Origin of the sequence: Micromonospora sagamiensis, assembly GCF_014680085.1 — a bacterium.
Taxonomy (GTDB): Bacteria; Actinomycetota; Actinomycetes; order Mycobacteriales; family Micromonosporaceae; genus Micromonospora; species Micromonospora inyonensis.
The window spans coordinates 4,676,052-4,702,147 of the sequence record NZ_AP023438.1 but is presented as its reverse complement, the minus strand read 5'-3'; the positions used below and the strand labels follow the sequence as shown (position 1 = coordinate 4,702,147).

The 26,096-nt window shown below is 73.1% G+C and carries 21 protein-coding genes and 3 pseudogenes; 8 read left to right on the top strand and 16 right to left on the bottom strand.

Annotated features, from left to right (window positions below):
- Window positions 1-11: 11 nt before the first annotated feature.
- Window positions 12-134 (bottom strand): hypothetical protein, encoded by a 123-nt coding sequence (locus IGA62_RS30625; RefSeq protein WP_269780454.1) that lies wholly within the window; start codon window positions 132-134, stop codon window positions 12-14.
- A 152-nt stretch (window positions 135-286) separates the two neighbouring features.
- On the opposite strand from IGA62_RS30625, the gene IGA62_RS20690 reads away from it, so the two are divergent.
- Window positions 287-1,768, top strand: a complete 1,482-nt coding sequence (locus IGA62_RS20690; RefSeq protein WP_186499984.1) for a DUF7782 domain-containing protein — start codon at window positions 287-289, stop codon at window positions 1,766-1,768.
- On the top strand, window positions 1,768-2,190 hold the full coding sequence (gene dtd / locus IGA62_RS20685) for a D-aminoacyl-tRNA deacylase (protein WP_145819246.1): 423 nt from the start codon (window positions 1,768-1,770) through the stop codon (window positions 2,188-2,190). The genes IGA62_RS20690 and dtd overlap by 1 nt, the downstream gene beginning before the upstream one ends.
- Before the next feature lie 59 nt (window positions 2,191-2,249).
- On the opposite strand, the gene IGA62_RS20680 is transcribed toward dtd, so the two are convergent.
- Window positions 2,250-3,038 (bottom strand): sporulation protein, encoded by a 789-nt coding sequence (locus IGA62_RS20680; protein ID WP_145819247.1) that lies wholly within the window; start codon window positions 3,036-3,038, stop codon window positions 2,250-2,252.
- 220 nt (window positions 3,039-3,258) lie between these two features.
- On the opposite strand from IGA62_RS20680, the gene sigB reads away from it, so the two are divergent.
- Entirely contained in the window at window positions 3,259-4,266 is a 1,008-nt protein-coding gene (gene sigB, locus IGA62_RS20675) for an RNA polymerase sigma factor SigB (RefSeq protein ID WP_186499985.1), read from the top strand.
- Between the two features lie 101 nt (window positions 4,267-4,367).
- Window positions 4,368-4,775 (top strand): VOC family protein, encoded by a 408-nt coding sequence (locus tag IGA62_RS20670; protein ID WP_145819248.1) that lies wholly within the window; start codon window positions 4,368-4,370, stop codon window positions 4,773-4,775.
- A gap of 98 nt (window positions 4,776-4,873) precedes the next feature.
- Here IGA62_RS20670 and IGA62_RS20665 read toward each other — a convergent pair whose 3' ends face one another.
- From IGA62_RS20665 to IGA62_RS20655, 3 genes are read right to left on the bottom strand one after another with little or no spacing between them, the layout of a single operon-like run.
- The gene (locus IGA62_RS20665) at window positions 4,874-7,450 is read right to left on the bottom strand and encodes a bifunctional acetate--CoA ligase family protein/GNAT family N-acetyltransferase (RefSeq protein WP_186499986.1); all 2,577 of its coding nucleotides are present in this window, start codon (window positions 7,448-7,450) and stop codon (window positions 4,874-4,876) included.
- Window positions 7,447-8,628, bottom strand: coding sequence for an acetoin utilization protein AcuC (locus IGA62_RS20660; protein WP_145819250.1), 1,182 nt, complete (start codon window positions 8,626-8,628; stop codon window positions 7,447-7,449). Before IGA62_RS20660 ends, IGA62_RS20665 begins: the two co-directional genes overlap by 4 nt.
- Window positions 8,629-8,677: 49 nt before the next feature.
- The gene (locus tag IGA62_RS20655) at window positions 8,678-9,535 is read right to left on the bottom strand and encodes a sulfurtransferase (protein WP_145819251.1); all 858 of its coding nucleotides are present in this window, start codon (window positions 9,533-9,535) and stop codon (window positions 8,678-8,680) included.
- 161 nt (window positions 9,536-9,696) lie between these two features.
- On the opposite strand from IGA62_RS20655, the gene IGA62_RS20650 reads away from it, so the two are divergent.
- Window positions 9,697-10,386, top strand: coding sequence for a metal-dependent transcriptional regulator (locus IGA62_RS20650; protein ID WP_145819252.1), 690 nt, complete (start codon window positions 9,697-9,699; stop codon window positions 10,384-10,386).
- 30 nt (window positions 10,387-10,416) lie between these two features.
- Here the strand turns inward: IGA62_RS20650 and IGA62_RS20645 are convergent, their stop codons facing one another.
- Entirely contained in the window at window positions 10,417-10,659 is a 243-nt protein-coding gene (locus IGA62_RS20645; protein ID WP_145819253.1) for a DUF5522 domain-containing protein, read from the bottom strand.
- 401 nt (window positions 10,660-11,060) lie between these two features.
- Here IGA62_RS20645 and IGA62_RS20640 point away from each other — a divergent pair, with 401 nt between their 5' ends.
- Entirely contained in the window at window positions 11,061-11,795 is a 735-nt protein-coding gene (locus tag IGA62_RS20640) for a D-Ala-D-Ala carboxypeptidase family metallohydrolase (protein ID WP_145819254.1), read from the top strand.
- Window positions 11,796-12,003: 208 nt separating this feature from the next.
- On the opposite strand, the pseudogene IGA62_RS30805 reads toward IGA62_RS20640, so the two are convergent.
- From IGA62_RS30805 to nrdR, 4 genes and pseudogenes are all read right to left on the bottom strand, one after another.
- Window positions 12,004-13,209 (bottom strand): annotated as a pseudogene (locus tag IGA62_RS30805) (TSCPD domain-containing protein); the annotation flags it as partial.
- Between the two features lie 3 nt (window positions 13,210-13,212).
- Window positions 13,213-14,061: pseudogene (locus tag IGA62_RS30800) on the bottom strand (LAGLIDADG family homing endonuclease); the annotation flags it as partial.
- 429 nt (window positions 14,062-14,490) lie between these two features.
- Window positions 14,491-16,152, bottom strand: a pseudogene (locus IGA62_RS30795) (vitamin B12-dependent ribonucleotide reductase); the annotation flags it as partial.
- Window positions 16,153-16,214: 62 nt separating this feature from the next.
- A complete protein-coding gene (nrdR, locus tag IGA62_RS20630; protein ID WP_145819256.1) occupies window positions 16,215-16,733 on the bottom strand; it encodes a transcriptional regulator NrdR in 519 nt (172 codons plus the stop codon).
- Between the two features lie 517 nt (window positions 16,734-17,250).
- On the opposite strand from nrdR, the gene lexA reads away from it, so the two are divergent.
- Window positions 17,251-18,036 (top strand): transcriptional repressor LexA, encoded by a 786-nt coding sequence (gene lexA / locus IGA62_RS20625; protein ID WP_091463168.1) that lies wholly within the window; start codon window positions 17,251-17,253, stop codon window positions 18,034-18,036.
- A gap of 44 nt (window positions 18,037-18,080) precedes the next feature.
- On the opposite strand, the gene IGA62_RS20620 is transcribed toward lexA, so the two are convergent.
- Together IGA62_RS20620 and hflX are read right to left on the bottom strand one after the other, a co-directional pair.
- Window positions 18,081-19,727 carry a hypothetical protein gene (locus IGA62_RS20620; protein ID WP_190289191.1) on the bottom strand — a complete coding sequence of 549 codons (1,647 nt, stop codon included), beginning with the start codon at window positions 19,725-19,727 and terminating at the stop codon, window positions 18,081-18,083.
- A 50-nt stretch (window positions 19,728-19,777) separates the two neighbouring features.
- Window positions 19,778-21,229 (bottom strand): GTPase HflX, encoded by a 1,452-nt coding sequence (hflX, locus tag IGA62_RS20615; RefSeq protein WP_145819257.1) that lies wholly within the window; start codon window positions 21,227-21,229, stop codon window positions 19,778-19,780.
- 155 nt (window positions 21,230-21,384) lie between these two features.
- On the opposite strand from hflX, the gene IGA62_RS20610 reads away from it, so the two are divergent.
- Entirely contained in the window at window positions 21,385-22,908 is a 1,524-nt protein-coding gene (locus tag IGA62_RS20610) for an NAD-dependent malic enzyme (protein ID WP_377464232.1), read from the top strand.
- A gap of 85 nt (window positions 22,909-22,993) precedes the next feature.
- On the opposite strand, the gene dapF is transcribed toward IGA62_RS20610, so the two are convergent.
- From dapF to IGA62_RS20590, 4 genes are all read right to left on the bottom strand, one after another.
- The gene (gene dapF / locus IGA62_RS20605) at window positions 22,994-23,821 is read right to left on the bottom strand and encodes a diaminopimelate epimerase (protein ID WP_145819259.1); all 828 of its coding nucleotides are present in this window, start codon (window positions 23,819-23,821) and stop codon (window positions 22,994-22,996) included.
- Window positions 23,822-23,863: 42 nt separating this feature from the next.
- Complete coding sequence (miaA, locus tag IGA62_RS20600) at window positions 23,864-24,781, bottom strand: tRNA (adenosine(37)-N6)-dimethylallyltransferase MiaA (RefSeq protein ID WP_377464264.1); 918 nt, start codon at window positions 24,779-24,781, stop codon at window positions 23,864-23,866.
- A complete protein-coding gene (locus IGA62_RS20595; RefSeq protein ID WP_145819261.1) occupies window positions 24,766-25,488 on the bottom strand; it encodes a class III extradiol dioxygenase subunit B-like domain-containing protein in 723 nt (240 codons plus the stop codon). Before IGA62_RS20595 ends, miaA begins: the two co-directional genes overlap by 16 nt.
- 80 nt (window positions 25,489-25,568) lie before the next feature.
- Window positions 25,569-26,018, bottom strand: coding sequence for a Cif family virulence factor (locus IGA62_RS20590; protein ID WP_145819262.1), 450 nt, complete (start codon window positions 26,016-26,018; stop codon window positions 25,569-25,571).
- Window positions 26,019-26,096: the final 78 nt, after the last annotated feature.

The following is a 26,096-nucleotide window of genomic DNA, read 5'->3' as shown; positions in this document are numbered from 1 at the left end:
TCCGCGAAGACCTAGGACGCCGTTTTCCCTGGTTCGACAATCTGCTGGTCCAGGACCACGCCGACCAGCAGGGCCAGCGGATCGTCGTTGAGTAGCCGGTTGGCCTCGGGGTCGATGGGCAGCGAAAGCGTCATACGCCTCATCCTGCCCGGCCGGGCCGGGCCGGGCCGGGCCGGGCCGGGCCGCGCCGACCGACGCGACGTACCGGAGCGGCCGGCGGCCGGCGTTCTGCCCGGATGTCGTGGGTGGTGCCGGTGCCGTCCCGCCGGACAGGCAGGATGACGAGGTGGACGAACACGACATGCTGCTCTCCCCCGCCGGGGTCGACCGGCTGCGCACCGCGCTGACCAGCGCCGGATTCACCGCCACCGGCGTTGCCGACCGGCTCGGGCCGCAGGCCACCGCGGCGATGGGCCGCAACGACCACCGGGCCGCGCTGCGCGCGACCGAGGACCGGGACCGGCTCGCGACGCTGATCCGCCTGTTCATCTGCGAGCAGACCGAGCCGACGGGGCCGGTCGCCGCCGCCCTCGCCCCGCTGACCGTGGCCGAGGCCCTCGACGCCGGGCTGGTCGAGCCACACGGTGACGGCCTGCGTGCCGGCATCGACCTGGAGCCCTACGGGGACGACTGGTGGATGCTCGCCGACCTGCCGGCCAGCGCCCGGCCCGGCCCGCTGCACGCCGAGCACGTGCTCGGCGTCGGCGGGGCGACGCAGACCCTGCTCGGCGCGACGGTCCGCCGGCCGGTGGAGACCGCCCTGGACCTCGGCACCGGTTCCGGCGTGCAGGCCCTGCACCTGGCCACCCACGCCCGACGGGTCACTGCCACCGACGTCTCGGCGCGGGCGCTACGGTTCGCGGCCACCACCGCCGCCCTCAACGGGCAGGAGTGGGAGCTGCTCCGGGGCGACCTGGTCGCCCCGGTCGCCGGTCGCCGGTTCGACCTGGTGGTGAGCAACCCCCCGTTCGTGGTCGGGCCGGGCACGACCACCCACGTCTACCGGGACTCCGGCCGGGTCGGCGACGCGGTCGGCGCGGAGCTGGCCGCCGCCGCCCCCGGGCTGCTCACCGAGGGCGGCACGATGCAGTACCTCGCGAACTGGGTGCACGTCTCCGGCGAGGACTGGGGCGAACGGGTCGCCGGCTGGTTCGCCGACACCGGGCTGGACGCCTGGGTGGTCCAGCGCGAGGTGGCCGACCCGATGGCGTACGTGAACCTGTGGCTGACCGACGTCGGCGAGACCCCGGACCCGCACCGGATGGCGGCCTGGCTGGACTGGTTCGACGCGCACCGGGTCGAGGCGGTCGGCTTCGGCATCGTCAGCCTGCGCAACAGCGGCCACGACGACCCGGTCGTCCGGGTGGAGGACCTGCGGCAGCGGGTCGAGCCACCGATGGGCGACCTCGTCGCCGGCTGGTTCGACCGGCAGGACTGGCTACGCGCCCACGACACGGAGGGGCTGCTGGCGCACCGGTACCGGGCGGCCGAGGGGTTGCAGCTCCGGCAGGAGGCGACCATGGGCGACGAGGGCTGGGCGGTGGACCGGCAGGTGCTGGCCGCGCCGCACGGGCTGCGGTGGAGCGAGGAGATCGACCCGCTGGTGCTGGCCCTGGTCGGCGGCGCGGACGGCCGGCTGCCGCTGCGCGACCAGCTCGCCCTGCTGGCCGCCGCGCACGACGTCGCCCCCGACGAGCTGGCCGAGGCGGCCGGCCCGATCGTGGCGCACCTGGTCGAGCGGGGCTTCGTCGAGCCGGTGACCGCCTGATGCGGGCGGTGGTGCAGACCGTCGGCCGGGCCAGCGTGACGGTGGACGGCGAGGTGGTCGGGGCGGTCACCGACGGCCTGCTGGTGCTGCTCGGGGTGACCCACACGGACACCCCGGAGACCGCCCGGACGATGGCTCGCAAGATCCACGAGCTGCGCATCCTCGACGACGAGCGGTCCGCGGCGGAGACCGGGGCGCCGGTCCTGGTGGTCAGCCAGTTCACCCTCTACGGCGACGCCCGCAAGGGCCGCCGGCCGAGCTGGACCGCCGCCGCTCCGGCCGAGGTGGCCGAGCCCCTGGTCACCGAGGTCGTCGAGGCGCTCCGGTCGAGGGGCGCCACGGTCGCCACCGGCCGCTTCCGCGCCCACATGCTGGTCGAGAGCGTCAACGTGGGCCCCCGCACCCTCCTGCTGGACCTCTGAGCCCGTATTCCCCTCCCCACCCGCCCTTTTCTCGGGGTCGGGTGGGGACGGGGAGGGGATCAGAAGAAGAGGCCGCGCCGCTGGAGGGACTGGCGGAGCCACCCGTCGAGCTGGGCGGGCCAGTCGGTCTGCCCGGCGGTGGCGTGGTCGACGGTGAACCGGCCGAACGCGTCCCGTCCCTCGGTGAACAGGCCGCCCCGCTTGTCGATCTCCAGCACCACCTGCACGTGCTGCGGGTTCGTGACGAAGGTCAGTTCGAGCTGGTTGATCGCGCTGGCGTACTGCGGCGCGGGGTAGAACTCGATCTCCTGGTAGAACGGCAGGTGCTGCTGCACGCCGTAGATACGGCCCCGCTCCACGTCGGCCCGGGAGAACCGGAAGCCGAGCCGCAGCAGCGCCTGGAGGATCTGCTCGTGGGCCGGCAACGGGTGCACCGCCACCGCGTCCAGGTCACCCTTGTCGACCGCCCGCGCCACCTCCAGCTCGGTGCGCAGTCCCATCGTCATGCCGTGCAGGTGCTGGCCGTACAGGCTGGTCAGCGGGGTCTCCCACGGCACCTCGAAGCGGAACGGCACGTCGTACCGCTGCCCGGCCTCCAGCCGGAACGCGCCGGTGACCTGCTGGCGGTGGAACTCCTGGGTGGTCTCGTACTCGCTGTCGCCGCTCTCCACCTCGACCCGGGTGACCAGCCCGAGCGCGAGGTACTCGATGTCCGTCGCGTGGTCCCCACCGAGCACCTGGATCCGTCCCTCCAGGTGTCCGCCCGGGCGGCAGTTGGGGTTGGCCAGCACCGTCTCGACCGAGGGACCGCCCATACCCATCGCCTGCATGAACTTCTTGAAGACCACACCGACCTCCGTTTACCTGTGTCGTGGCGGCCCGACGGGCCGACCGGTGGCAACGTAACCGGGCGGGGCAACCCCCGCCAACGTTCTCCCACTATTCCTGTCGGTTCCCCGATCGCCTCACTCCCGTTTCACGCGCTCCCCGGCAAGCTGTGTGTCACCGGCGCCACTGGCCCGGTACGCGCGAAGTTGACGCGGGGAGGCGACAGAGATGGTTCTGCAGATGAGCGAGCACCCGATGACCCCGGCCACGACCGACACCGACGACCACGCGTCCATGGAGACCCTGGCGGACCTGGACGCCACCGACGAGCGCGGCGCGTCGACCGACCTGGTCCGGGCGTACCTCAACGGCATCGGGCGGACCAAGCTCCTCACCGCCGCCCAGGAGGTCGAACTCTCCAGGCGGATCGAGGCCGGCCTCTTCGCTGAGGAGAAGCTCGCCACCTGCACCCCGGTCTCCGTCCAGCTCCGGGCGGACCTGGAGGTCGTCGCGGCCGAGGGCCGCGCCGCGAAGGACCACCTGCTGGAGGCGAACCTGCGGCTGGTGGTCAGCATCGCCAAGCGCTACACCGGGCGGGGCATGGCCTTCCTCGACCTCATCCAGGAGGGCAACCTCGGCCTGATCCGCGCCGTCGAGAAGTTCGACTACACCAAGGGCTACAAGTTCTCCACCTACGCCACCTGGTGGATCCGCCAGGCCATCACCCGCGCCATGGCCGACCAGGCCCGCACCATCCGCATCCCGGTGCACATGGTCGAGCAGGTCAACCGGATGGTCCGGGTCCGCCGCGAGCTCTCGGTCTCGCTGGGCCGGGAGCCCACCGTCGCCGAGGTGGCCGTCGCGCTCGGGGTGCCGGAGTTCCAGGTCATCGAGCTGATCTCGTACGACCGGGAGCCGGTCAGCCTGGACCAGGCCGTCGGCGAGGACGGCGAGAGCGCCCTCGGCGACTTCGTCGCCGCCGTCGACCTGCGGCAGGAACCCGGCGACGAGATCGCCAACGGCCAGCTCCGCCAGGAGGTCCGGATCGTGCTGGCCACCCTCTCCCAGCGGGAGGAGGCGGTGATCCGGCTCCGGTTCGGCCTCGACGACGGCCGGCAGCGCACCCTCGACGAGGTCGGCCGGGAGTTCGGCCTCTCCCGGGAGCGGATCCGGCAGATCGAGAAGGTCACCCTGCTCAAGCTGCGCGACCCGGAGCGGGCGCAACGGCTGGAGGCCTACGCCTGCTGAACCGGCACCACCCGAGGGCCCCGGCGGTTCGCCGGGGCCCTCGGCCGTCCGGGGCGGAGAATGGCCGCGACCGCGTGGGAAACCGATCGAGGGAGGCCGTCGTGAACTGGACGCTGGAGGTCGTGGTGGTGCCGGTCACCGACATCGACCGGGCCAAGGACTTCTACGCCGGGCAGCTCGGCTTCACCGTCGACCACGACACCCGGATCGGCGACGACGTGCGGATCGTCCAGTTGACCCCGCCCGGGTCGGGCTGTTCGGTGGTGATCGGCACCGGCGCGATGCCCCGGATGCCGCCCGGGTCGCTCAAGGGGCTCCAACTCGTCGTGCCGGACCTGCGCCGCGCCCACGCCGAGCTGACCGCGCGCGGGGTGCCGGTGGGTGAGATCCAGGTCGTCGGCGAGAACCCGCGCCCGGTGCCGGACCCGCTGGACAACGTCGGTTTCTTCTTCTTCGAGGACCCGGACGGCAACGGCTGGGCGGTGCAGCAGATCTCCAGCCGGGGGTGACCGGGTGCGGGGTGAGGTGGTTGCAGGGGGCCCTTCCTCACCGAAAACCGTGAGCAGGGGTCCCCTGCAACCACCTCACCACACCGCTGCCGCCTCCGTCACAGCCGACGGGGGCCGGTGTCCGGACGGGCTGCGGCGGCACCGATCCGGACGCCTGCGTGCAGCACCGAGATGCCGTCGGCGCGGACCAGCACCGGGTTGAGGGTCAGCGCCCGGACCCGGGGCTGGTCGTCGGCGAGCCGGCCGACCCGGAGCAACAGGTCGGCGAGGGCCTCCCGGTCGACCGGCTCGGCACCCCGGTAACCGCGCAGCAGCGGTGCCGCACGCGGCTCGTCGACCAGCTCGCGGGCATCCCGGTCGGTCAGCGGGACCGCGCGCCAGGCCCGGTCACCGAGCAGTTCGGTGGCGACCCCACCCAGGCCGAAACCGACCACCGGCCCGAACGTCGGGTCCTCCACCAGCTCCACCACGCACGCCACCCCCGGCGGGACCATCGCCTGGACCAGAGCGTCCGCCCCGAAGACCGCCGCCATCTCGTCGTACGCGCGGCGTACCGCGGCCGGGTCGGCCAGGTCGAGGCGGACCGCGCCGAGGTCGAGGCGGTGCCGCAGCCCGGCGGCCGCCGCCTTCAACGCCACCGGAAAGCCGAGCCGTCCGGCGACCGCGACCGCCTCCTCGGCGGAACGCACCGGCACCGAGTCGGCCACCTCGACGCCGTACGCGGCGAGCAGCCGGTTGGCCTGGCCGGGGCCGTCGACCCGGATCGCCGCCTCGGCCGCGGCGGTGTCGACGTCGGGCAGCTCGGGCGGGGTGCCCGGTGGCCGGCGCAGCCAGTCCGCGTACGTGGTGACCCGGGCCAGCGCCCGGACCGCCTCCTCCACACCGGAGTAGGCCGGCACGTCGGCCGGGACCCCGCCGGCCAGGAAGGTCGCCACCACCGGCTTGCCCGCGTCCAGCACGCCGGCCAGCGCGGCGGCGAAGTCGGCGGCGGTGTCCACCAGCTGCCCCGGCAGCGGCGGAGCGAAGACCGCGACCAGCGAGTCGACCCGCTCGTCGGCGGCGGTTCCGGTCAGGGCCAGGGCCAGCTCGGTCGCCCCCGCCCGGGGGCCGACGTCGCGGGGGTAGCCGACGGCGACGTCGAGCCCGTGTGCCGCGCAGGCCGTGGCGGCGAGCACGGTCAGCGCGGAGGAGTTGCCGACGACACCGACCCGCCGGCCGGTGGGCAGTGGCTGCTTGGCCAGCAGCACCCCGACGTCGAAGAGCTCGGCCACGGTGTCGACCCGGATCACGCCGGACTGGGCGAAGAGCGCGCTGACCGCCACCTCGTCCGGGCCGCCGGGCAGGGCGGCCGGGCGGGCCGGGGAGGCGAGCGCCACCACCGGCTTGGCCCGGCCGATCCGCCGGGTCAGCCGGGCGAACTTGCGCGGGTTACCGAAGGTCTCCAGGTAGAGCATGATCACGTCGGTGGCCGGGTCGTCCTGCCAGTACTGGAGCAGGTCGTTGCCGGACACGTCCGCCCGGTTGCCGGCGGAGACGAAGCTGCTCAGTCCCAGGCCACGCCGGTCCGCCTCGGCGAGCAGGGCCACCCCGAACGCGCCGGACTGGCTGAAGAACCCGACCCGACCGGCCGGCGGGAGCACCGGGGCGAGAGTGGCGTTGAGGCGTACCGCCGGGTCGGTGTTGGCGATGCCGAGACAGTTCGGGCCGACCACCCGCATCCCCGCGGCGTGCGCCTGGCGGACCAGGGCCCGCTGGGCCGCCGCCCCCGCCGCGCCGGCCTCGGCGAACCCGGCGGAAATCACCACCAGGCCGTGCGCCCCGGCCGCCGCCGCGTCGGCCACCACGGCCGGCACCGCTTCCGGGGCCACCGCGACGACCGCCAGGTCCACCGGCTGACCGGCGTCGGCCGCCGACGGGTACGCGGGCAGCCCGGCGACGGTGGCCGCGTGCGGGTGCACCGGGACGACCGCACCGGCGAACCCGAAGTCGCGCAGGTGCCCGAGCACCGCCGCGCCGACGCCCTGGCCGGAGGCGCTGGCACCGTAGACGGCCACCCCGCGTGGGGCGAGCAGCCGCGCGATCGACCGGGCCTCGGTGCGCTGCTCCCGGCCCCGCTGCACCTGGAGGGTCTGCTCGGTCGGGGCGATCGGGAAGCTCAGGTGCACCACCCCGTCGGCGAACTGCCGCTGGACCTGGTAGCCGAAGTCGGAGAAGACCCGCAGCATCGCCCCGTTGGCCGGGAGCACCTCGGCGACGAAGGACGTGATGCCGGTCCGCCGGGCCGCCTCGGCGAGGTGTTCCAGCAGCACCGAGCCGATACCCCGCCCCTGGTAGGCGTCCTCCACCACGAACGCCACCTCGGCGTCGGGTGAGCGGGGGCCGAGCCGCTCGTACCGGCCGACCGCGACGATCCGGTCGCCGGCCAGCACCACGAACGCCTCCCGGTCGTGGTGGTCGACGTACACGAAACGGTGCAGGTCCCGGTCCGGGATGCGCGGGTACGGGGAGAAGTAGCGCAGGTAGCGGGTGCGCTCGGAGAAGCGGGAGTGCATCGCCACGATGCCCGGCGCGTCGTCCGGGTGGATCGGCCGCAGCTGGACGGTCGTACCGTCGCTGAGCAGCACGTCCACCGGCGGGTCCGTGGTCACGTCCGGCACCTCCGGCGGCTGGTTCAATCTCTCGGATCGTGCGGGTCGAGCCCGAACAGCGGGAAGACCGCCCGGCGGGTGGCGGCGACGGCCCGGTCCACCGCGTCGGGCTCGCCGGTCGGCTGCCACGGCTCGTACGTCGGGTCGACACCGTCGCCCATGCGCAGCGGCACCTCCCGGCCCGGACGGCGGGTGGCGGCCAGGGCCCGCCAGGCCGGCGGGGTGAGGGTGGCCGGGTCGACCGGGTCGCCGGTGGCCACCGCGAGCAGATGGGTCCAGGCCCGGGGCACCACCTCGACCAGGGCGTACCCCCCGCCCCCGGTGGCCACCCAGCGCCCCTCGCACAGCTCGTCGGCGAGGGCCCGCAGGGCGAGGTAGGTGGCCCGTTGCCCGTCGACGCTGAGCCGCAGGTCGGCCAGGGGGTCGAGGCGGTGCCCGTCCGCGCCGCACTGGGTGAGGAGCACCTGGGGGCGGAACGCGCGCAGCACCGACGGCACGACCGCGTGGAACGCCCGCTGCCAGCCGGCGTCGTCGGTGCCCGGCGGCAGTGGCAGGTTCACCGCGCTGCCCGGTGCCGCCGGGCCGCCTGTCTCGTCCGGGAAGCCGGTGCCGGGGAAGAGCGCGAGCGGGGTCTCGTGCACGCTGACCGTCAGCACCCGGGGCTCGTCCCAGAAGATCTGCTGCACCCCGTCCCCGTGGTGCACGTCCACGTCGACGTAGGCGATCCGCTCCGCGCCGAGGTCGAGCAGGCGGGCGATGGCCACCGCCGGGTCGTTGTAGACGCAGAACCCGGCGGCACGCCCGGCCATGGCGTGGTGCAGCCCGCCGGCCACGCTGACCGCGCGTCGTGCCTCGCCCCGCCAGACCGCCTCGGCGGCGGCCACGGTCGCGCCGGCCACCAGCGCGCTGGACTCGTGCATGCCCTCGAAGACCGGATTGTCCGAGGTGCCCAGGCCGTACCCGGAGAAGAACGGGTCGTGCGGAGCCGCCCGGACCGCGTCCAGGTAGTCCGGGCGGTGCACCCGGGTCAGCAGCGCCTCGTCGGCCGGCGCGGGCCGGACCAGCCGTACCCCGGGCCGGTCGAGCACGCCCAGTTCGCGGGCGAGGGCGACGGTCAGTTCCACCCGTACCGGATCGAGGGGATGGTCACCGAGGTCGTAGGCGAGCAGCGCCTCGTCCCACACCACCACCGTGTCGTCGGCCATGGGGTCATCGTCGCACGCGGGCCGGATCCGACCCGCCGCACGCCGCCGGTCAGCGACCCGGCCCGGTCCCGGTGGCCACCGGCCGGTCCGGGTCGGCCACCCAGCCGCTCCACGAGCCGACGTAGAGGGCGGCGTCGGGCCGGCCGGCGAGGTGCAGCGCCAGCACCGCCTGCGCGGCGGTCACCCCGGATCCGCAGTACGCCCCGACCGGCCGGTCGTCGGTGACCCCGACGTCGGCGAACCGGTCCCGCAGGACGGCGGCGGGCGGAAAGCGTCCCTCGGTGACGTACGCCGGGGCGGGCAGGTTCGCCGCGCCGGGGATGTGCCCGGCGACCGGGTCGATCGGCTCGGTCTCGCCCCGGAAGCGGGGCGCGGCCCGGACGTCGAGCAGTACCGCCGTGTCGGCGGCGGCGAGCCGGGCGGCGGCGTCGGCGTCGAGCACCGGCAGCCCGCCGGGGCGGACGGTGACGTCCCCGGGCGTGGGGCCGGGCACATCGGTGTCGACCGGCAGACCGGCGGCGACCCAGGCCGGGAAGCCCCCGTGCAGCAGCCGGACCGGCCGGTGCCCGGCCCAGCGCAGCGTCCACCAGGCTCGGGCGGCGGCCATCCCGTCGCCGCCGTCGTACACCACCACCGGCTGCCCCTGCCGGACGCCCGCCCGGCGCAGCGCCGTCTGGAGCGCGACCGGGTCGGGCAGCGGGTGCCGCCCGGCGGCACCGGGCGGGCCGCACAGCTCGGTGTCCAGGTCGACGAAGACCGCACCGGGCAGGTGGCCGACGGCGTAGTCGTCCCGGCCGGGCGGGCCGGTGAGCCGCCAGCGGACGTCGAGCAGGGTCGGCGGGTGGTCGTGACCGATCTCGACGGCCAGCTCCGCCGCCTCGACCAGGAGATCCTCGGTACCGGACATGGCGTCCAGTTAACCCCATCGCGGGTCCTGACCGGCGGTTCGCCGGCGGTCGCCGGTCGGTCACCGGGGTAGCATCAGTTCCCGGGAGGACCTGCGACGTGAAGCATGATCTGGTCGACACGACCGAAGGCGTAGATACCTCCGATGAAAGGTGGGGGTAGATGGGCCGGCACGACCTCGTCGACACGACCGAGATGTACCTACGCACCATCCTCGAACTCGAGGAGGAGGGGGTGCCGCCGCTGCGTGCCCGGATCGCCGAGCGGCTGCGGCAGAGCGGTCCGACCGTCAGCCAGACCGTCGCCCGGATGGAGCGCGACGGGCTGCTCACCGTCGAGGGCGACCGGCACCTCGCACTCACCCCGCTGGGCCGCGGTACGGCGGTCTCGGTGATGCGCAAGCACCGCCTCGCCGAGCTGCTGCTGGTCAACGTGATCGGCATGCCCTACGAGGAGGCCCACGAGGAGGCCTGCCGGTGGGAGCACGTGATGAGCGACGCGGTGGAGAAGCGGGTCTACGACCTGCTCAACCGCCCGACCCGGTCCCCGTACGGTAACCCCATCCCGGGGCTGGAGGAGCTGGGTCCCCCGGAGCAGCCGGCCACCGAGGCGGCCGACGGCGAACGGAACCTGGCCTTCCCCGGTCTCGTCGGCACGGTGACGGTCCGACGGATCTGCGAGAGCGTGCAGACCGACGCGGACGTGCTGCGCCAGCTGCACGCCGCCGGAGTGGACCCGGGCGCCACGGTGACCGTCGCCCAGGAGCGGGACGCGGTCACCATCGACCGCTCCGGCGAGAAGATCCGCCTCCCCCGCGAGGTCGCCTCCCGGGTGTTCGTCGCCGCCGGCTGAGCCCCACGCGCGGGATCGCGGCCGACCGGCTCAGTCCGTGACGTACGGGCAGTGCCGGCAGCCGCGTCCGCAGCAGGTGCCGCGCCGGGCGAGGAAACCCACGGTGAGGACGAAGAGCCCGGTCGACGGGTCGGCGTAGCCGGCCGCACCGGCGGCCAGCGCGGCGGCGTGCGCGGCGAGGATCCGTTCCCGGTCCGGGTGCTCCGGCGCGAGGCGTGACGGATGCGGCTCGGTCAACGCCCGTGCCGCCAGCGACCGCCGCTCTCCACCCACCCGTGAAGTGTAGGTGGGCGGACGGCGAGGACCGGACGGCGGAAACCGGCTCGCATGGCACGGAATCCCGCTGCCGGGGTCGCGCCGTGTCGACCTTCGCCGCACCGGACGACACCCTGCTCGCGTACACGGACCATCGGGCCGGGCCGAACCCTGGTGTGCCTGCCCGGCGGGCGGATGCGCGCCTCGGTCCACCCGGGCGAGCTGGGTGGACTCTCCCGGTCGTGGCGTACAGGGACTACGCCGACAGTCGCCAGCCCCGCCTGCGGCGGCCGGAAGCGTTCGATCGGCTCTCGAGAGAGGCTCGACTCCGAACCGACAAAAAGACGTTTGTGAATATTGACAGGTGGCGCTAGGCGGTCCAGAGTGTCCAACATCATTTCGTCCCGCTAGGAGCTTCGATGTTCCGACGTACACTCCGGATCGCCGCTGCGCTGCTGCTCACCGCGACCGCGAGCCTGGTCGTCGCCACGACGACGGCCGCCCCCGCCCAGGCCGACACCTGTTACACCTGGCCCCGCTACCTGCACGCCGGCATGACCGGCGACGATGTGCGGCAGTTGCAGATCCGGATCTCCGGTTATCCCGCCTACGGCCAGGTCCTCGCCCTCGACGGCTCGTACGGCCCGGCGACCGAAGCGGCGGTGCGCCGGTTCCAGCAGGCGTGGGGGCTCACCGTCGACGGCAAGGCCGGACCGCAGACCCTCGGCAAGATCTACGACCTGCAGGACGGCGACTGCACCCCGGCCAACTTCTCCTACAGCGAGATGAACCGCTGCAACTCGGACTGGTCCGGCGGCGCGGTCTCCGCCTCGACGGCGAAGTTCAACGCGTTGGTCGTGATGTGGAAGCTGGAAGCGATGCGGCACGCACTCGGCGACGTCTCCATCAACATCTCCAGCGGCTTCCGCAGTTACGCCTGCAACAGTGCGGTCGGCGGCTCGCCGACGAGCAAGCACCTCTACGGGCTCGCTGCCGATCTCATCGGACGCCCGTCCCTCTGCACGCTGGCCAAGCAGTCCCGTTACCACGGGTTCAACCTGATCCTCGGCCCCGGTTACCCCGACCACAACGACCACACCCATGTCGCCACCCAGACGAGCCTCTACTGGGAAGCCCCTTCCTGCGGGATCTGAGCCGCAGCGAACGCCGCACGGGGAGCGGGGCCCGGTCGACGTACGACCGGGCCCCGCGACGCACCGGTCCGACCCCGCATCAGGTGACGGCCAGGCGGAAGACCTGCCGCGAGCCGCCTCCCGGACCGGCGGGCCGGGCCGGGGCGGGCCAGGGCAGCACGCGACCGCCCGGACCGGGATCGGTCCGGGCGGTCGTCACCGTACGACGTCAGCTGCAGCCGCTGGTGGAGCCGCAGCCCTCGCAGACGTAGCAGCTACCGGCGGGGCGCATCTTCGTACCGCAGGTGAAGCAGAGCGGTGCGTCGGCGGCCTTGCCGATCACGGCCTCCAGCAGCTCGGTGGAGGAACCGACCGACGCCGGCTTGGCGACGGCGGGCTCGGCGGCGGGCTCGGCCGCCGGCTCCGGCTTCGACTCGACCGGGGCGGAGGAGGCCATGGCGGTGAGGTCCGCACCGCCCTCGGCCGCCTCCGCCTCGGCCCGCATCTGGGCGGTCCGCTCGGCGGCGGTGAAGATGCCCAGCTCGGCACGGGTGTCGTAGGGCAGGAAGTCCAGCGCCAGGCGACGGAAGATGTAGTCCATCACCGAGGCGGCGATCCGCACGTCCGGGTCGTCGGTCATCCCGGCCGGCTCGAACCGCATGTTGGTGAACTTGCTGACGTACGTCTCCAGGGGCACGCCGTACTGGAGGCCGATGGAGATGGCCACCGAGAAGGCGTCCATCACGCCGGCCAGCGTGGAGCCCTGCTTGGACATCTTGAGGAAGACCTCACCCAGGCCGTCGTCCGGGTACGACGACGCGGTGAGGTACCCCTCGGCGCCGCCGACGGAGAAGCTGACCGTCTGGGACGGACGCTTCTTCGGCAGCCGCTTGCGCACCGGGCGGTACTCGACGACCTTCTCCACGACCTTCTCGACCTGGGCCGGAGCGGTCTCGGCTGCCTTGTTCGGCTTGGCCGCCGACAGCGGCTGGCCGACCTTGCAGTTGTCCCGGTAGATCGCCAGCGCCTTGAGGCCGAGCTTCCAGCCCTCGAAGTAGATCTTCTCGACGTCCTCGACGGTGGCCGCCTCCGGCATGTTGACCGTCTTGGAGATCGCGCCGGAGATGAACGGCTGGACCGCCGCCATCATCCGCACGTGCCCCATCGGGGCGATCGAGCGCTCGCCCATCGCGCAGTCGAAGACCGGATAGTGCTCCGGCTTGAGGCCGGGGGCATCCACCACGTGGCCGTGGTCGGCGATGTGCTCGATGATCGCCTCGACCTGCTCCTCCGGGTAGCCGAGGCTGCGCAGGGCACGCGGGACGGTCTGGTTGACGATCTGCATCGAGCCGCCGCCGACCAGCTTCTTGAACTTGACCAGCGCCAGGTCCGGCTCGACGCCGGTGGTGTCGCAGTCCATCATCAGGCCGATGGTGTTGTGGCTGACGAAGCCACCGGCGACGTACGTGACGTTCTCCGGCACGGACAGGTCGTACGTCGGCTGGATCCCGCCGTCCTCGTTCACGGCGACCGCCTCGAAGAGGTAGCCGAGGGCGTGGCCCAGCCGGTCGTCGCCGGTCTCCGCGAACAGCCGCATCGCCACCGCCCGGGGCACGCCGCCGGTCTTGCGCAGCGACTGGGTGACCGGCGAGCGCAGTTCGTGACCGGCCGGCACCAGCAGATCCCAGACCGCAGCGGGCAGGTGGACGCGGTCCCGGTTGCCGGTCTGCGTCGGCTCGACGACGAGCAGGCCGGCCTTGCGCTCGCCGATGAACCCGACGATCTCCTCGAAAGCGATGGCGTGCACGGTGTTGCGGAGCCGTACCTGCCACATGTCCGAGCCCAGGCCACTGGTCGTCTGCCGGGTGGTGGTGGCCATCCCGAGCGTCAACAGCAGGGTACGGACCTCGGCCGCGAACGCCTCGCTGGCCGTCGACAACGACGGCACGCCGGAGGCCACCGTGCCGTCGGCCTCGAACAGGCCCCGCAGGAACGCGGCGTACACGCTGACGTCGTTGGTCTCGAGCACCGCCGACGGCACCCGGGGAGACCAGCCCTTGCCGGTGTGGTCGACGCCCGGGAGGGTCTTCGCGAAGCCCGCCGCCTGCCACCACCGGGCAAGCCGGACGGACGCGAAGGTCACCTCCCGGTAGCCGGCCTGCTCGCTGACGACCGGCTCCAGGCCGAACAGGCCCTTGCCGAGCACCCGGAGGCGCTCGACGACGTCGAGGTCCGCGTCGGCCACGCAGAACCGCAGGCCCTTGGCGTGCAGGCTGCCGTCACCCATGAAGTAGCCGACGAGCTCGGCAAGCTCCGCGTCGACCACGTCCGGCACGTACAGCCGCCGGTCGTCGGTGTAGTACGCCTGGTCGAGCACCGGCAGGGGGACCCGCCGCGGCTCCCCCACCAGCGTGCCGAGCTGGATCGGCACCAGGTCACCCGCGGCGACCTCGGCCATCCGCTTCCAGACCCACTCGCCGCTGCCCGGGTCCACGACCTTGATCCGGTGGGCCAGGGTGCCCTGGATCCGGTAGCCGGCCTCGGTCACGATCCGTCGGGTCGGCTCCTCGCCGTTGACGAAGAACTTCGTCGCCTGACGCGCACCCTCGTCGGTCGAGACCTGCATGTCCAGGTCCTGCCAACGGTCGCCGTACACGTCGCCGATCTCGCCCAGCCGCATCAGCCCGCGGTCGGTCGTGACCATCGTGTCGGCGGTCAGACAGCCGGTGGGCGCCAACACGCTCGCCTGCGCGTTCCGCCAGCCGAACTTGTCACCGACCTTGTTGCCCTGGGTCCACTGCCGGGTCGCCTCGCGGACGATGGCGGTGGCCACGGTGCTGCTCGGCTTGATCTCGTCGTTGGCGGCGGCGTGCTTGCGCATCACCCGCTTGTGCGGCTCGGCGTTGCGGGCGTAGCCGTCGTACGGGCCGACGATGCCGGCCAGCTCGGCCGAGCGGCGGTACGCCGTGCCGGTCATCAGCGAGGTGATCGCGGCGGCGACCGAGCGCCCCTGCTCCGAGTCGTACGGCAGGCCCGAGGCCATCAGCAGCGCGCCGAGGTTGGCGTACCCGATGCCGAGCTGGCGGTAGGCGCGGGTGGTCTCGCCGATCTTCTCGGTCGGGAAGTCGGCGAAGCAGATCGAGATGTCCATCGCGGTGATGACCAGCTCGACCGACCGGACGAACTTCTCCACCTCGAAGCCCCCGTCGGCGCGGAGGAACTTCATCAGGTTGAGTGAGGCCAGGTTGCAGGACGAATTGTCCAGGTGCAGGTACTCCGAGCACGGGTTCGAGGCGGTGATCCGCCCGGTCTCCGGGCAGGTGTGCCAGTCGTTGATCGTGTCGTCGTACTGGAGACCCGGGTCCGCGCACTCCCAGGCGGCCTGGGAGATGGTGCGGAAGAGCTTCTTCGCCTCGACCGTCTCGATGGTCGCCCCGTCGAGCCGACCACGCAGGTCGAACGGGCCGTCGGTCTCCACCGCCGTCATGAACTCGTCGGAGACCCGCACCGAGTTGTTGGCGTTCTGGTACTGCACGCTGACGATGTCCGCGCCGCCGAGGTCCATGTCGAAGCCGGCGTCCCGCAGCGCGCGGATCTTGTCCTCCTCGCGCGCCTTGGTGACCACGAACTCCTGGATGTCCGGGTGGTCCACGTCGAGGATGACCATCTTGGCCGCGCGCCGGGTGGCACCGCCGGACTTGATCGTCCCGGCCGAGGCGTCCGCGCCGCGCATGAAGCTGACCGGGCCGGAGGCGTTGCCGCCGGAGGAGAGCAGTTCGCGGGAGGAACGGATCCGGGAGAGGTTCACCCCGGAGCCGGAGCCGCCCTTGAAGATCAGCCCCTCCTCCTTGTACCAGTCGAGGATCGAGTCCATCGAGTCGTCGACGGCGAGGATGAAACACGCGCTGACCTGCTGCGGCGATGGCGTACCGACGTTGAACCAGACCGGCGAGTTGAAGCTGAACACCTGGTGCAGCAGCATCCAGGTCAGCTCGTGGGCGAAGACCTCGGCGTCGGCCGGGCTCGCGAAGTAGCCGTACTTCTCACCGGCCGCGCGGTAGGTGCCGACCACCCGGTCGATGAGCTGCTTGAGCGACCACTCCCGCTCCGGCGTGCCCACCGCGCCGCGGAAGTACTTCGTGGTCACGATGTTGGCCGCGTTGACGCTCCAGAACGCCGGGTACTCGACCCCGCGCTGCTCGAAGTTGATCGAGCCGTCCCGCCAGTTCGTCATCACGACGTCCCGGCGTTCCCAGGTCACCTCGTCGTACGGGTGCACCCCCTCGGTGGTCCACACCCGCTCGACCTTCAGACCGGTGACCGCCCCGCCGGTCTTCGCCGTCCGCGTCCGACTGGCTGTCACGCCGTCCCCCGCCATCTCATCCGCCCCCTCGTCTGCGCGGCCACCCGACCGCGCGTCGTCACTTACCGTCTGGAAACTCAGTTGGTGCGGTCGGTCGCCCCGGCCGCGCCTCGGGCCCCGTCCGGGTCGCCCCCGACGCCGGCCCGCGCCCGCGCCGCCGCCCGCAGCGTCTCGATCTCGCGCTCGAAGTCGGCCAGCGAGTCGAACGACCGGTAGACGCTGGCGAAGCGGAGGTAGGCCACCTCGTCCAGGTCCCGCAGTGGGCCCAGGATCGCCAGCCCCACCTCGTGGCTCGGGAGTTCCGCCGCTCCCTTGGCCCGCACGGTCTCCTCGACCTTCTGCGCCAGCAGGGCGATCGAGTCCTCGTCGACCGGCCGCCCCTGGCACGCCTTGCGAACCCCGCCGATGATCTTCGTCCGGCTGAACGGCTCGGTCACCCCGCTCCGCTTCACCACGGCGAGGACCGCCTCCTCTACCGTGGTGAACCGCTTGCCACATTCCGGGCAGGCCCGGCGACGCCGGATCAACTGGCCGTCGTCGGCCTCCCGCGAGTCGACCACCCGGGAGTCGGCGTGCCGGCAGTACGGGCACCGCATCGCCGAACCTCCTTCATCGATCGCGGGCGCGCCCTGTTCCCGGACACGCGTGACCGCGACGGAACCATCGGTCGATGGCCGGCCGCCGTGGGCGCGAACGGGAAGTGCGGTGGGTAGTCAAACCCAACCTATAGGCGACTTACACCCATGTGACTACTACATCTAGGGGTCGACCGTATGCTGCCGACCGACCGCGGTCAAGTTGGCCGGCGTGTCCGGCGCGTCACCCGGGCCCCCCACGTCCAACGCGCGCCAGCGGGCACCGGTTACCGGCGAACCGGTCGGCAATTCGAACAGCAGTTCGAGCGGGCGTACCATTAAACAGAAAGCGGGCCACCCGAGGGGACGGATTTCCCCGCGACACGCCGAATCAGGTCGTACAGACGTTTGAAAATGACCCATCCCACCTATACGGTCGGGAACAACCGGGCGCGGGTGCGCCGTCCAGGCGAACCGGTGCTCACCCGTGCGCACCACGAGCCGCCGAGGCACCCAGCGCCGACCAGGGAGGACGGACGTGTCGACCGAGGACCGGGCCAGCCGGCCGAAGCCCCCGCAGCAGATCGCCGAGGCGGGGCCACCGGCCACCCGCCGTCGCACCGCGCGCAGCCGGACCGGGCAGCCCGCCGTGCGTCCGGTCACCCCGGTGGTCAGCGCCTTCCCCGACCCGGCCACGGTCGACCTGACCGCCCGGCAGCGGCGGATCCTGGAGTTCATCCGGGACTGGGTGGACCGCCACGGCTACCCGCCCAGCGTGCGCGAGATCGGTGAGGCGGTCGGGCTGGTCTCGCCGTCCAGCGTCGCCTACCAGCTCAAGGAGCTGGAGCGGAAGGGCTTCCTCCGGCGCGACCCGAACCGTCCCCGCGCGGTGGACGTCCGCCCGCCCAGTGACATGATCGACGACGAGGCGACCCGCTCGCAGCGGCCCACCCCGGCGTACGTGCCGATGCTCGGCCGGATCGCCGCCGGCGGACCGATCCTCGCCGAGCAGGCCGTCGAGGACATCTTCCCGCTCCCCCGCGAACTGGTGGGCGAGGGCGAGGTCTTCATGCTCCAGGTCAAGGGTGACTCGATGCTCGACGCCGCCATCTGCGACGGGGACTGGGTCGTGGTCCGGCAACAGCCCACCGCCGACAGCGGTGAGATCGTGGCCGCGATGCTCGACGGCGAGGCGACCGTCAAGACCTACCGGCACCGCGACGGGCACGTCTGGCTGATGCCGCAGAACCCGGCCTTCGACCCGATCCCCGGTGACGACGCCACCATCATGGGCCGCGTCGTGGCGGTTCTCCGCCGCATCTGACCAGGGCCGGCCAGCGGTCCCGGGTCGGTACGCCGGCCGGCGGATCAGTACCGGGTGCCCCGGTAGTCGTGGCCGGGGCCGTTGGCGCGTCCGTAGCCCTCCGGGTCGGGTCCGCCCCGGCGGCGGTACTCGTCCGGCTCGTCCCGCCGACGACCGGGCGCGCCCCGGCGCGGCGGCTCGGCCCGGCCGTCGTACCCGCCGCCGGAGGAGCCGCCACGGTAGGCGCCGTCGCCGCCGTAGCCGCCCCGACCGCCCGAGGGACCCCGTCCACCGCCGCCCCGGTAGCCGCCCTGTCCACCTCCGGGCGGGCCGCCGTACACGTTCGCACCGCCCTGACCGCCGTAGACCGCGCCCCCGGCTGGCGGGGCGGCCCCGCCGTAGACGTTCCCCCCGCCGGCCGGACCGGTCGGACGAGCAGCGGCGGGCGGCGCGCCACCGTAGACCGCGCCCCGCGAGGGCTCCCGGCCGGCTGGTGGCGCAGCACCGGGGCGACCGTCGGCACGGCGGTCGACGTCCGCGCGGTCGGGCAGCTCGCCACTGACGTACGGGTCGCCCGTGCCGCCGCGCCGGGGGGCTGCCGGTGCACGGCGACGGGCCCGGACGATGCCGACGATGCCCGCCCCGACCAGCAGTGCGCCGAGCACGCCCACCGCCGCGATCAGATACGTGATGTCGTCCAGGCTCAGCCTGTCCAGCAGGGAGCGGTCAGCCGCCTCCTTGCCCTTCGACTTGTCGGCCACCGGTGCGGCGCCCTTGATCGACGGCGGGTACGCCAGGATGTCGACCTTCGCGTCCTCGCCCAGCTCGCCGACGTCGGAGACGGTGACGAAGAGCTTGCCGTCAGGGGTGTAGGAGATGGCCTCGCCGAACGGGTCGGCCAGCGGGGTGACCCGGGGCTCGCCCTTGGTCAGCGCGGCGACGACGTCCCCGCCGGTCACGTCGTACTCGAAGGCGTCGGCGTAGGTGCGCAGCACCACCTTGCTGCCGTCCGGTGCACGGGCGGCCCCGGTGATCGCGATCCGGCCGGGCCCCTGGAGCACGTTGGGGGTCGTGGTCTTCGGCAGGGTGATCTCGCCGACCTTCGACATCGGCACCGGCTCGGCGTTGTTCTTCTTGAGCGCCGCCGTCGGGGTGAAGATCTCGGCCTTGCTGCCGAGCGCCTTCGTGATGATCAGGGGCTTGCCGTCGTCACCGATCAGCAGCGCCTCGGCGTCGTGCGGTTTGCGCTCCGGGTAGGCCACCCGGTGCAGTTCGGGCTGCTCCGAGCCGCTGACCGGCATGCTCCACAGGGCCACCCGCTCGCGCCGGTTGGTGCTGGTGAGGTTGTCGCCGATGTCGGCGATCCAGAGCGTCTTCCCGTCCGGGGAGAGGGCGAGGTCCTCCGGGTCCAGCGGCCCCTGACCGGAGTACCGGACGCTCTTGGTGACCGCGCACTTGGTGTTCAGGTAGAAGATCCGCTTGTGGCTGTCGACGTCGGTGCTGTCGTTGACCACGATGTAGCCGCTCCTGGTCGCCACCAGCCCGGAGAGTTCACGGAGCTTCTCGTCGGTGACCGAGCAACGCTTCTTGCCGGCCGCCGGGGCGGCGTCCGAGGAGGAGGGGGCCGGGGCGGCGACCGCCGCCCCGGCGATTCCCACGGTTGCCGTGAGCAGGCCGAAGGCAACCGTGATCGAGGAAACCGCGCGCCGCATGGGCTCAGTGTCGCATGTTCCGCTCGCCGTTCGGACGACCCGGAGGCCCCTTATGGACGACGTGTGGCGACCGCGTTCTCCTCCGTCTGGAACGGGGCCAGCTCGGCGGCGAGAGCCGCACCGACCCGGACGTGCAGCAACGTCCCCTCCGCCAGGTGGGCGGTGCTGAGCACCTCGCCCTGCCGGTGCACCCGGGCGACCAGGTCACCCCGGTCGTACGGCAGCACCGCGCGGACCTCGACGGCCGGACGCGGCAGCTGCGCCTCGATGGCGGCCCGCAGCTCGTCGGTCCCGCGTCCCGAGTGGGCGGAGACGAAGATCGCGTCCGGCCAGGCGCGCTTGAGTCGCAGCAGCGTCTCCTCGTCGGCAGCGTCGATCTTGTTGACCGCCAGCAGTTCGGGCAGCCGGTCGGCACCGACCTCGGCAAGCACCTCACGGACCGCCCGTACCTGCTCCTCCGGGTCGGGGTGGGTGCCGTCGACCACGTGCACCACGAGGTCGGCGTCGGCCACCTCCTCCAGCGTCGAGCGGAACGCCTCGACGATCTGGTGCGGCAGGTGCCGGACGAAGCCGACGGTGTCGGAGAGGGTGTAGAGGCGACCGTCGGCGGTGGTGGCCCGCCGGGTGGTCGGGTCGAGGGTGGCGAAGAGCGCGTTCTCGACCAGCACACCCGCGCCGGTCAACCGGTTGAGCAGGCTGGACTTGCCGGCGTTGGTGTAGCCGGCGATGGCCACCGCGGGCACCGCGTTACGGGAACGCCGGGCGCGCTTGGTCTGGCGTACCGTCCGCATGGCCTTGATCTCGCGACGCAGGCGGGAGATCCGGTGGCGGATGCGCCGCCGGTCGGTCTCCAGCTTGGTCTCACCGGGACCACGCAGACCCACGCCGCCGCCGGCGCCGCCGCCGCGACCGCTACCGCCGGTCTGCCGGGAGAGGGTCTCACCCCAGCCGCGCAGCCGGGGCAGGAGGTATTCGAGCTGGGCCAGCTCGACCTGCGCCTTGCCCTCCCGGCTCTTGGCGTGCTGGGCGAAGATGTCGAGGATCAGCGCGGTCCGGTCGACGACCTTGACCTTGGTGCGCTGTTCCAGGTTGCGCAACTGGGACGGGGAGAGCTCCCCGTCACAGATCACCGTGTCGGCACCGGTGGAGAGGACCACCGCGCCCAGGTCGTCGACCTTTCCCCGGCCGATGTAGGTGGCCGGGTCCGGACGGCCGCGCCGCTGGATGAGCCCCTCCAACACCTGGGAACCGGCGGTCTCGGCGAGCGCGGCCAGTTCGGTGAGGGAGTTCTCCGCGTCGGTCACCGTGCCCTCGGTCCAGACGCCGACCAGCACCACCCGCTCCAGCCGGAGCTGGCGGTACTCGACCTCGGTGATGTCGCTGAGCTCGGTGGAGAGACCGGGCACCCGACGCAGCGCCTGACGCTCCTCCAGTTCCAGCTCGCCGGTGGTGGCGTCGAGTTCCTCGTCCTCGACCGGGACGAAGCCCTGCTGCTCTCGCAAACCGCTCTCCTGTCCGTTTTGGTAAGTACGAAGCAATCGTGTCACGCGGCCGGCGCCACCGCACCTGCTATTTGCCCGCTCACCGGCAAAACACGCGCGGGTCACGTCACCCTCGACCGGGCCGCGTGTCGGTCCGATCCGGCGAACCGGTAGAAATGCGGGGGCGGCGTCGCCCGGGGCCGCCGAGCCGTGACCGGAGGGACCCTGTGGCCATCACCCGACTGCCGAGCGCCGGATTCTCGATCACCATCCGGATCGCCGTGCCCGCCGACGCCTCGTCGATCGGGCGGCTCACCACCTGTGTCGGGGAGGCCGGGGCGATCGTCACCGCGCTGGACGTGGTCGACTCCGACCCGACCCACGTGGTGGTCGACCTGACCTGCGACACCGCCGACGCGGGCCACGCCGACCAGGTGGTCCAGGCGTTGACCGAGCTGGACGGGGTGGACGTCCGCAAGGTCTCCGACCGCACGTTCCTGCTGCACCTGGGCGGCAAGATCGAGGTGACCCCGAAGGTGGCGCTGCGCAACCGCGACGAGCTGTCCCGGGCGTACACGCCGGGAGTGGCCCGGGTCTGCCAGGCGATCGCGGAGAACCCGGCCGACGCGCGGCGACTGACCATCAAGCGCAACACGGTGGCCGTGGTCAGCGACGGCTCGGCCGTGCTCGGCCTCGGCAACCTGGGTCCGGCCGCGTCGCTGCCGGTGATGGAGGGCAAGGCCGCCCTGTTCAAGCGGTTCGGCGGGGTGGACGCCTGGCCGGTGGTGCTGGACACCCAGGACACCGACGAGATCGTCAACATCGTCCGGGCCATCGCGCCGGCGTACGGTGGGATCAACCTGGAGGACATCGCCGCACCGCGCTGCTTCGAGATCGAGGCCCGACTGCGGGACCTGCTGGACATCCCGGTCTTCCACGACGACCAGCACGGCACCGCGATCTGCGTGCTCGCCGCCCTGACCAACGCGCTGCGCGTGGTGGGCAAGCAGCTCTCGGACGTCCGGGTGGTGGTCTCCGGCGCGGGTGCGGCCGGCACCGCGATCATGAAGCTGCTGCTGCGCCAGGGCGTGGGCGACATCATCGCGTACGACCGGCAGGGCGCGCTGCACCGTGGGCTCCCCGGGCTCAACTCGGCCTGGCAGTGGCTGGCCGAGAACACCAACAAGGAGAACTACTCCGGCGACCTGCGCGGTGCGGTGGCCGGCGCGGACGTCTTCATCGGGGTGAGCGCGCCGAACCTGCTCACCGGCGAGGACATCGCCACCATGGCCAAGGACGCGATCGTCTTCGCGCTGGCGAACCCGGACCCGGAGGTCGACCCCCGGGAGGCCCGCAAGTACGCGGCGGTGGTCGCGACCGGCCGTTCCGACCAGCCGAACCAGATCAACAACGTGCTCGCCTTCCCCGGGGTGTTCCGGGGCATGCTGGACGCGCACGCCGAGGAGTTCACCGAGGAGATGGCGATCGCCGCCGCCCGGGCCATCGCGGACGTGGTCGGCGAAGAGAAGATCAACCCGACGGTGATCGTGCCGAGCGTCTTCGACTCCCGGGTCGCCCCCGCGGTGGCCGCGGCCGTCCGCGCCGCCGCCCAGAACCCCGGCGCCACGGCTCCCCCGGCCGCCGACTCCGGCCCCGCCGACCTCACCGAGATCGCCGCCGCCTCCTCCGCCACCCCCTGACCACCGCCCTCCCGACCCACTCGATCAGGACGTCGACCGGACCGACCCGCCCGGCCGACGTCCTGTCGACACGGACGAGTGCGGGTCAGAGCAGGGTGCCGGTGGCCACCAGGACGGCGGGGCCGGCGAGCCAGCAGGCGTGCGGGTCGAGGGTCACCCTGAGACGCCCGCCGGGGACGTCGACCGCGACCACGCCGACCCCCCGGCCGGCGTCGCGGAGTGCCACGGTCGCCACCGCGCAGGCCCCGGTGCCGCAGGAGAGCGTCTCGGCCGAGCCGCGCTCGTACACCCGCATGAGCATGTGCCCGTGGGTGCCGTCGACGGGCTCACCCGGGCTGGTGAACTCGACGTTCACCCCGTCCGGGAAGAGTGCCGGGTCGACACCGGGCGGCCGGGTGAGGTCGAGCGTGGCCAGGTCCAGTCCGCCCGGCAGCACGCAGACCAGGTGCGGGTTGCCGACGTCGACGGCGGTGCCGGGCAGGGTCAGCCCGCCGAGGGTGGCCACCCCGGTGTCGTACAGGCGGGGGCGGCGCATCTCGACGGCGATGTCGTCCCCGTCGAGGAAGGCACGCACCACGCCGGCCCGGGTCGCCACCGGCACGAGATTCCGGGTCGGGACGGCGAGCCCGGTGTCGACGAGGTAGCGGACGAAGACCCGGACGCCGTTGCCGCACATCTCGGCGAGGGAGCCGTCGGCGTTCCGGTAGTCCATGAACCACTCGGCCTCGCCGGCCTGCCCGGCGCCGTCCGGGTCCTCCGCGGCCCGGACCACCCGCAGCACACCGTCGGCGCCGATGCCGCGTCGTCGGTCGCAGAGCGCGGCGACCCGCTCGGCGGTCAGCGTCAGGTACCCGTCCGGGTCGGACAGGATCAGAAAGTCGTTGCCGGTGCCATGGCCCTTGGTGAACTCCACGCCTCCATCATCGCGCAGCGGCCCGCGCCACCGGCGCGGTGCTCACTCCCCGGCGTCCCGCACCACCCGCAGGGCGACCTCCACCAGGTCCGGCGCGGCGGCGTCCAGCCAGTGCACCCGGGGGTCGCGGCGGAACCAGGAGCGTTGCCGGCGGACGAACCGGCGGGTGGCCCGGATCGTCTCGTCGTGCGCCTCGGCCTCGGTCGACTCACCGGCCAGGAACCGGAGCACCTGCTGGTAGCCGAGCGCCCGACTGGCCGTACGGCCCTCGGGCAGGCCGTGGCCGACCAGCTCGCGCGTCTCGGCGACCAGCCCGTCGGCCCACATCCGGTCCACCCGCCGGGCGATCCGTTCGTCGAGCAGGGCGGTGTCCAGGTCGACGCCGAGCTGCACCGACGGGTAGAACGGGGTCGGCTCCGGCAGCGAGGCGGCGAACGGCGCGCCGGTCAGCTCGACGACCTCCAGCGCCCGGACGATGCGCCGGCCGTTGCCGGGCAGGATCCCGGCGGCGGCGGCCGGGTCGACCGCGCGGAGCCGCTCGTACAGCGGGGCCGGGCCGAGAGCCGCCAGCTCGCGTTCCAGTCGTCCGCGCAGCTCCGGGTCGGTGCCGGGGAACTCGAACCGCTCCAGCACCGCGCGCACGTAGAGCCCGGAGCCGCCGACCAGCAGCGGCACCCGTCCCCGGGCGAGGATGTCGTCGACCGCCGCCCGGGCGAGCCGTTGGTACTCGGCGACGCTCGCCGGTTCGGTGACCGGCCAGATGTCGAGCAGGTGGTGCGGCACGCCCTCCCGTTCGACGGGGGTGAGTTTGGCGGTGCCGATGTCCATGCCCCGGTAGAGCTGCATCGAGTCGGCGTTGACCACCTCCCCGTCGAGGGCGTGCGCGAGGGCGATGCTCAGCGCGGACTTGCCGGCGGCGGTCGGCCCGACCACCGCGACGACCCTCACGCCCGCTCCCAGGTCGACACGAGGTAGGCCACGCCGTACGGGGCGGTGTGGTGGGTCAGGTCGCCCCGCCAGTCACCGCCGGCCGCGCGCACCGCGCCGGCCAGCACCTGCCAGGGGGCCCGGCCGGCGGCTTGCAGCTCCGTCGAGAGCACCGGGTCCAGGCCGAGCAGCGCGCCGGTGTCCGCGTGGGCCAGGGCCGCGGCCACCCCGTCGTCGTACGCCTGCGCGCGCGGGTCGTCGTATCCGGGTGCCTTCTGCCCCCGGCAGGCCGACCCGTCCCCGAGCACCAGCAGCGCGGTGCGCGGCCGGGCGGCGACGGTGGCCAGTTCCGCCCCGAGCCGGGCGCACTCGTCGGCCGTGGCGTCGGTGGCGACGGAGTGGGCGAACCGGGGCAGTTCCGTGCCGGAGCGACCGACCAGCCACGCGCCGACGGTGAGGCTGAGCGGGAGGTGTGGGCCGCCGGCGCAGTTGACCTTCCAGAGCCGGACCTGCCGGTCCACTCCGTACGGCCGCAGCGAGCCGTGGTCGGCGGGGTTGAAGCGGGTCGTCCGGGGCCCGGAGCCGATCAGCAGGAGCTGTTCCGGCCGGGCGTCGAGCAGCCGGGCGACCGCCGCGTCGCAGGCCGCACGGAGGTCGTCGAGTTCACCGGCGGCCGCACCGGCGACCTCGGGCACGAGCAGTGGCGGGTGCGGGCAGACGGCGGCGGCGACCAGGGACACCAGGCAACCGTAGCGGCCGGCACGCGAGCGGCGCCCCGGGGCCCGCGGGAACGCCGGCCGCGCCACGGCCCCGGCGGGAGCTACCCGGCCTGGTCGCCCCAACCGCCCTGGATCATGGTCTGGAACCGCCACTCGCCGCCGGTCCGGACCAGCACGTCGGCGTAGCGGCCCCGCTGGGACTGCCCGTCGACGGTGAACTCCGCCTCGGTGAAGACCACCGCGAGGCTGGGGGTGAGCAGGTACGGCGTGCGGGTCGAGGTCATCGTCAGATCGCCCGGGGCGCCGAGGGCCCCGCCCATCACCCGCAGGTACTCCTCCCGGTCGAGTTGCCGGACCGAACCCTCCCCGGACGAGTCGTCGGTGACGGTGTTCAGCGGGAACACGGCCAGGCTCGCCGTGCCGGCCACGTCGCCGGCCGCCGCGTACGCGTCGTAGCGCTGGAACCAGTCGTCCAGGGCGGCCAGCTCCTCCGGGCCCGGCGTGTAGGCGGGGTCGGCCGGCGGGACGATCCGCGAACTGGCCTGGGTCATTCGGTCCTCCTCCTGCGGGGCCCGGTGACGGGCCCCGATCCTTGGTACGTTGTACCGTACAGCGTACGTCAACCCCCG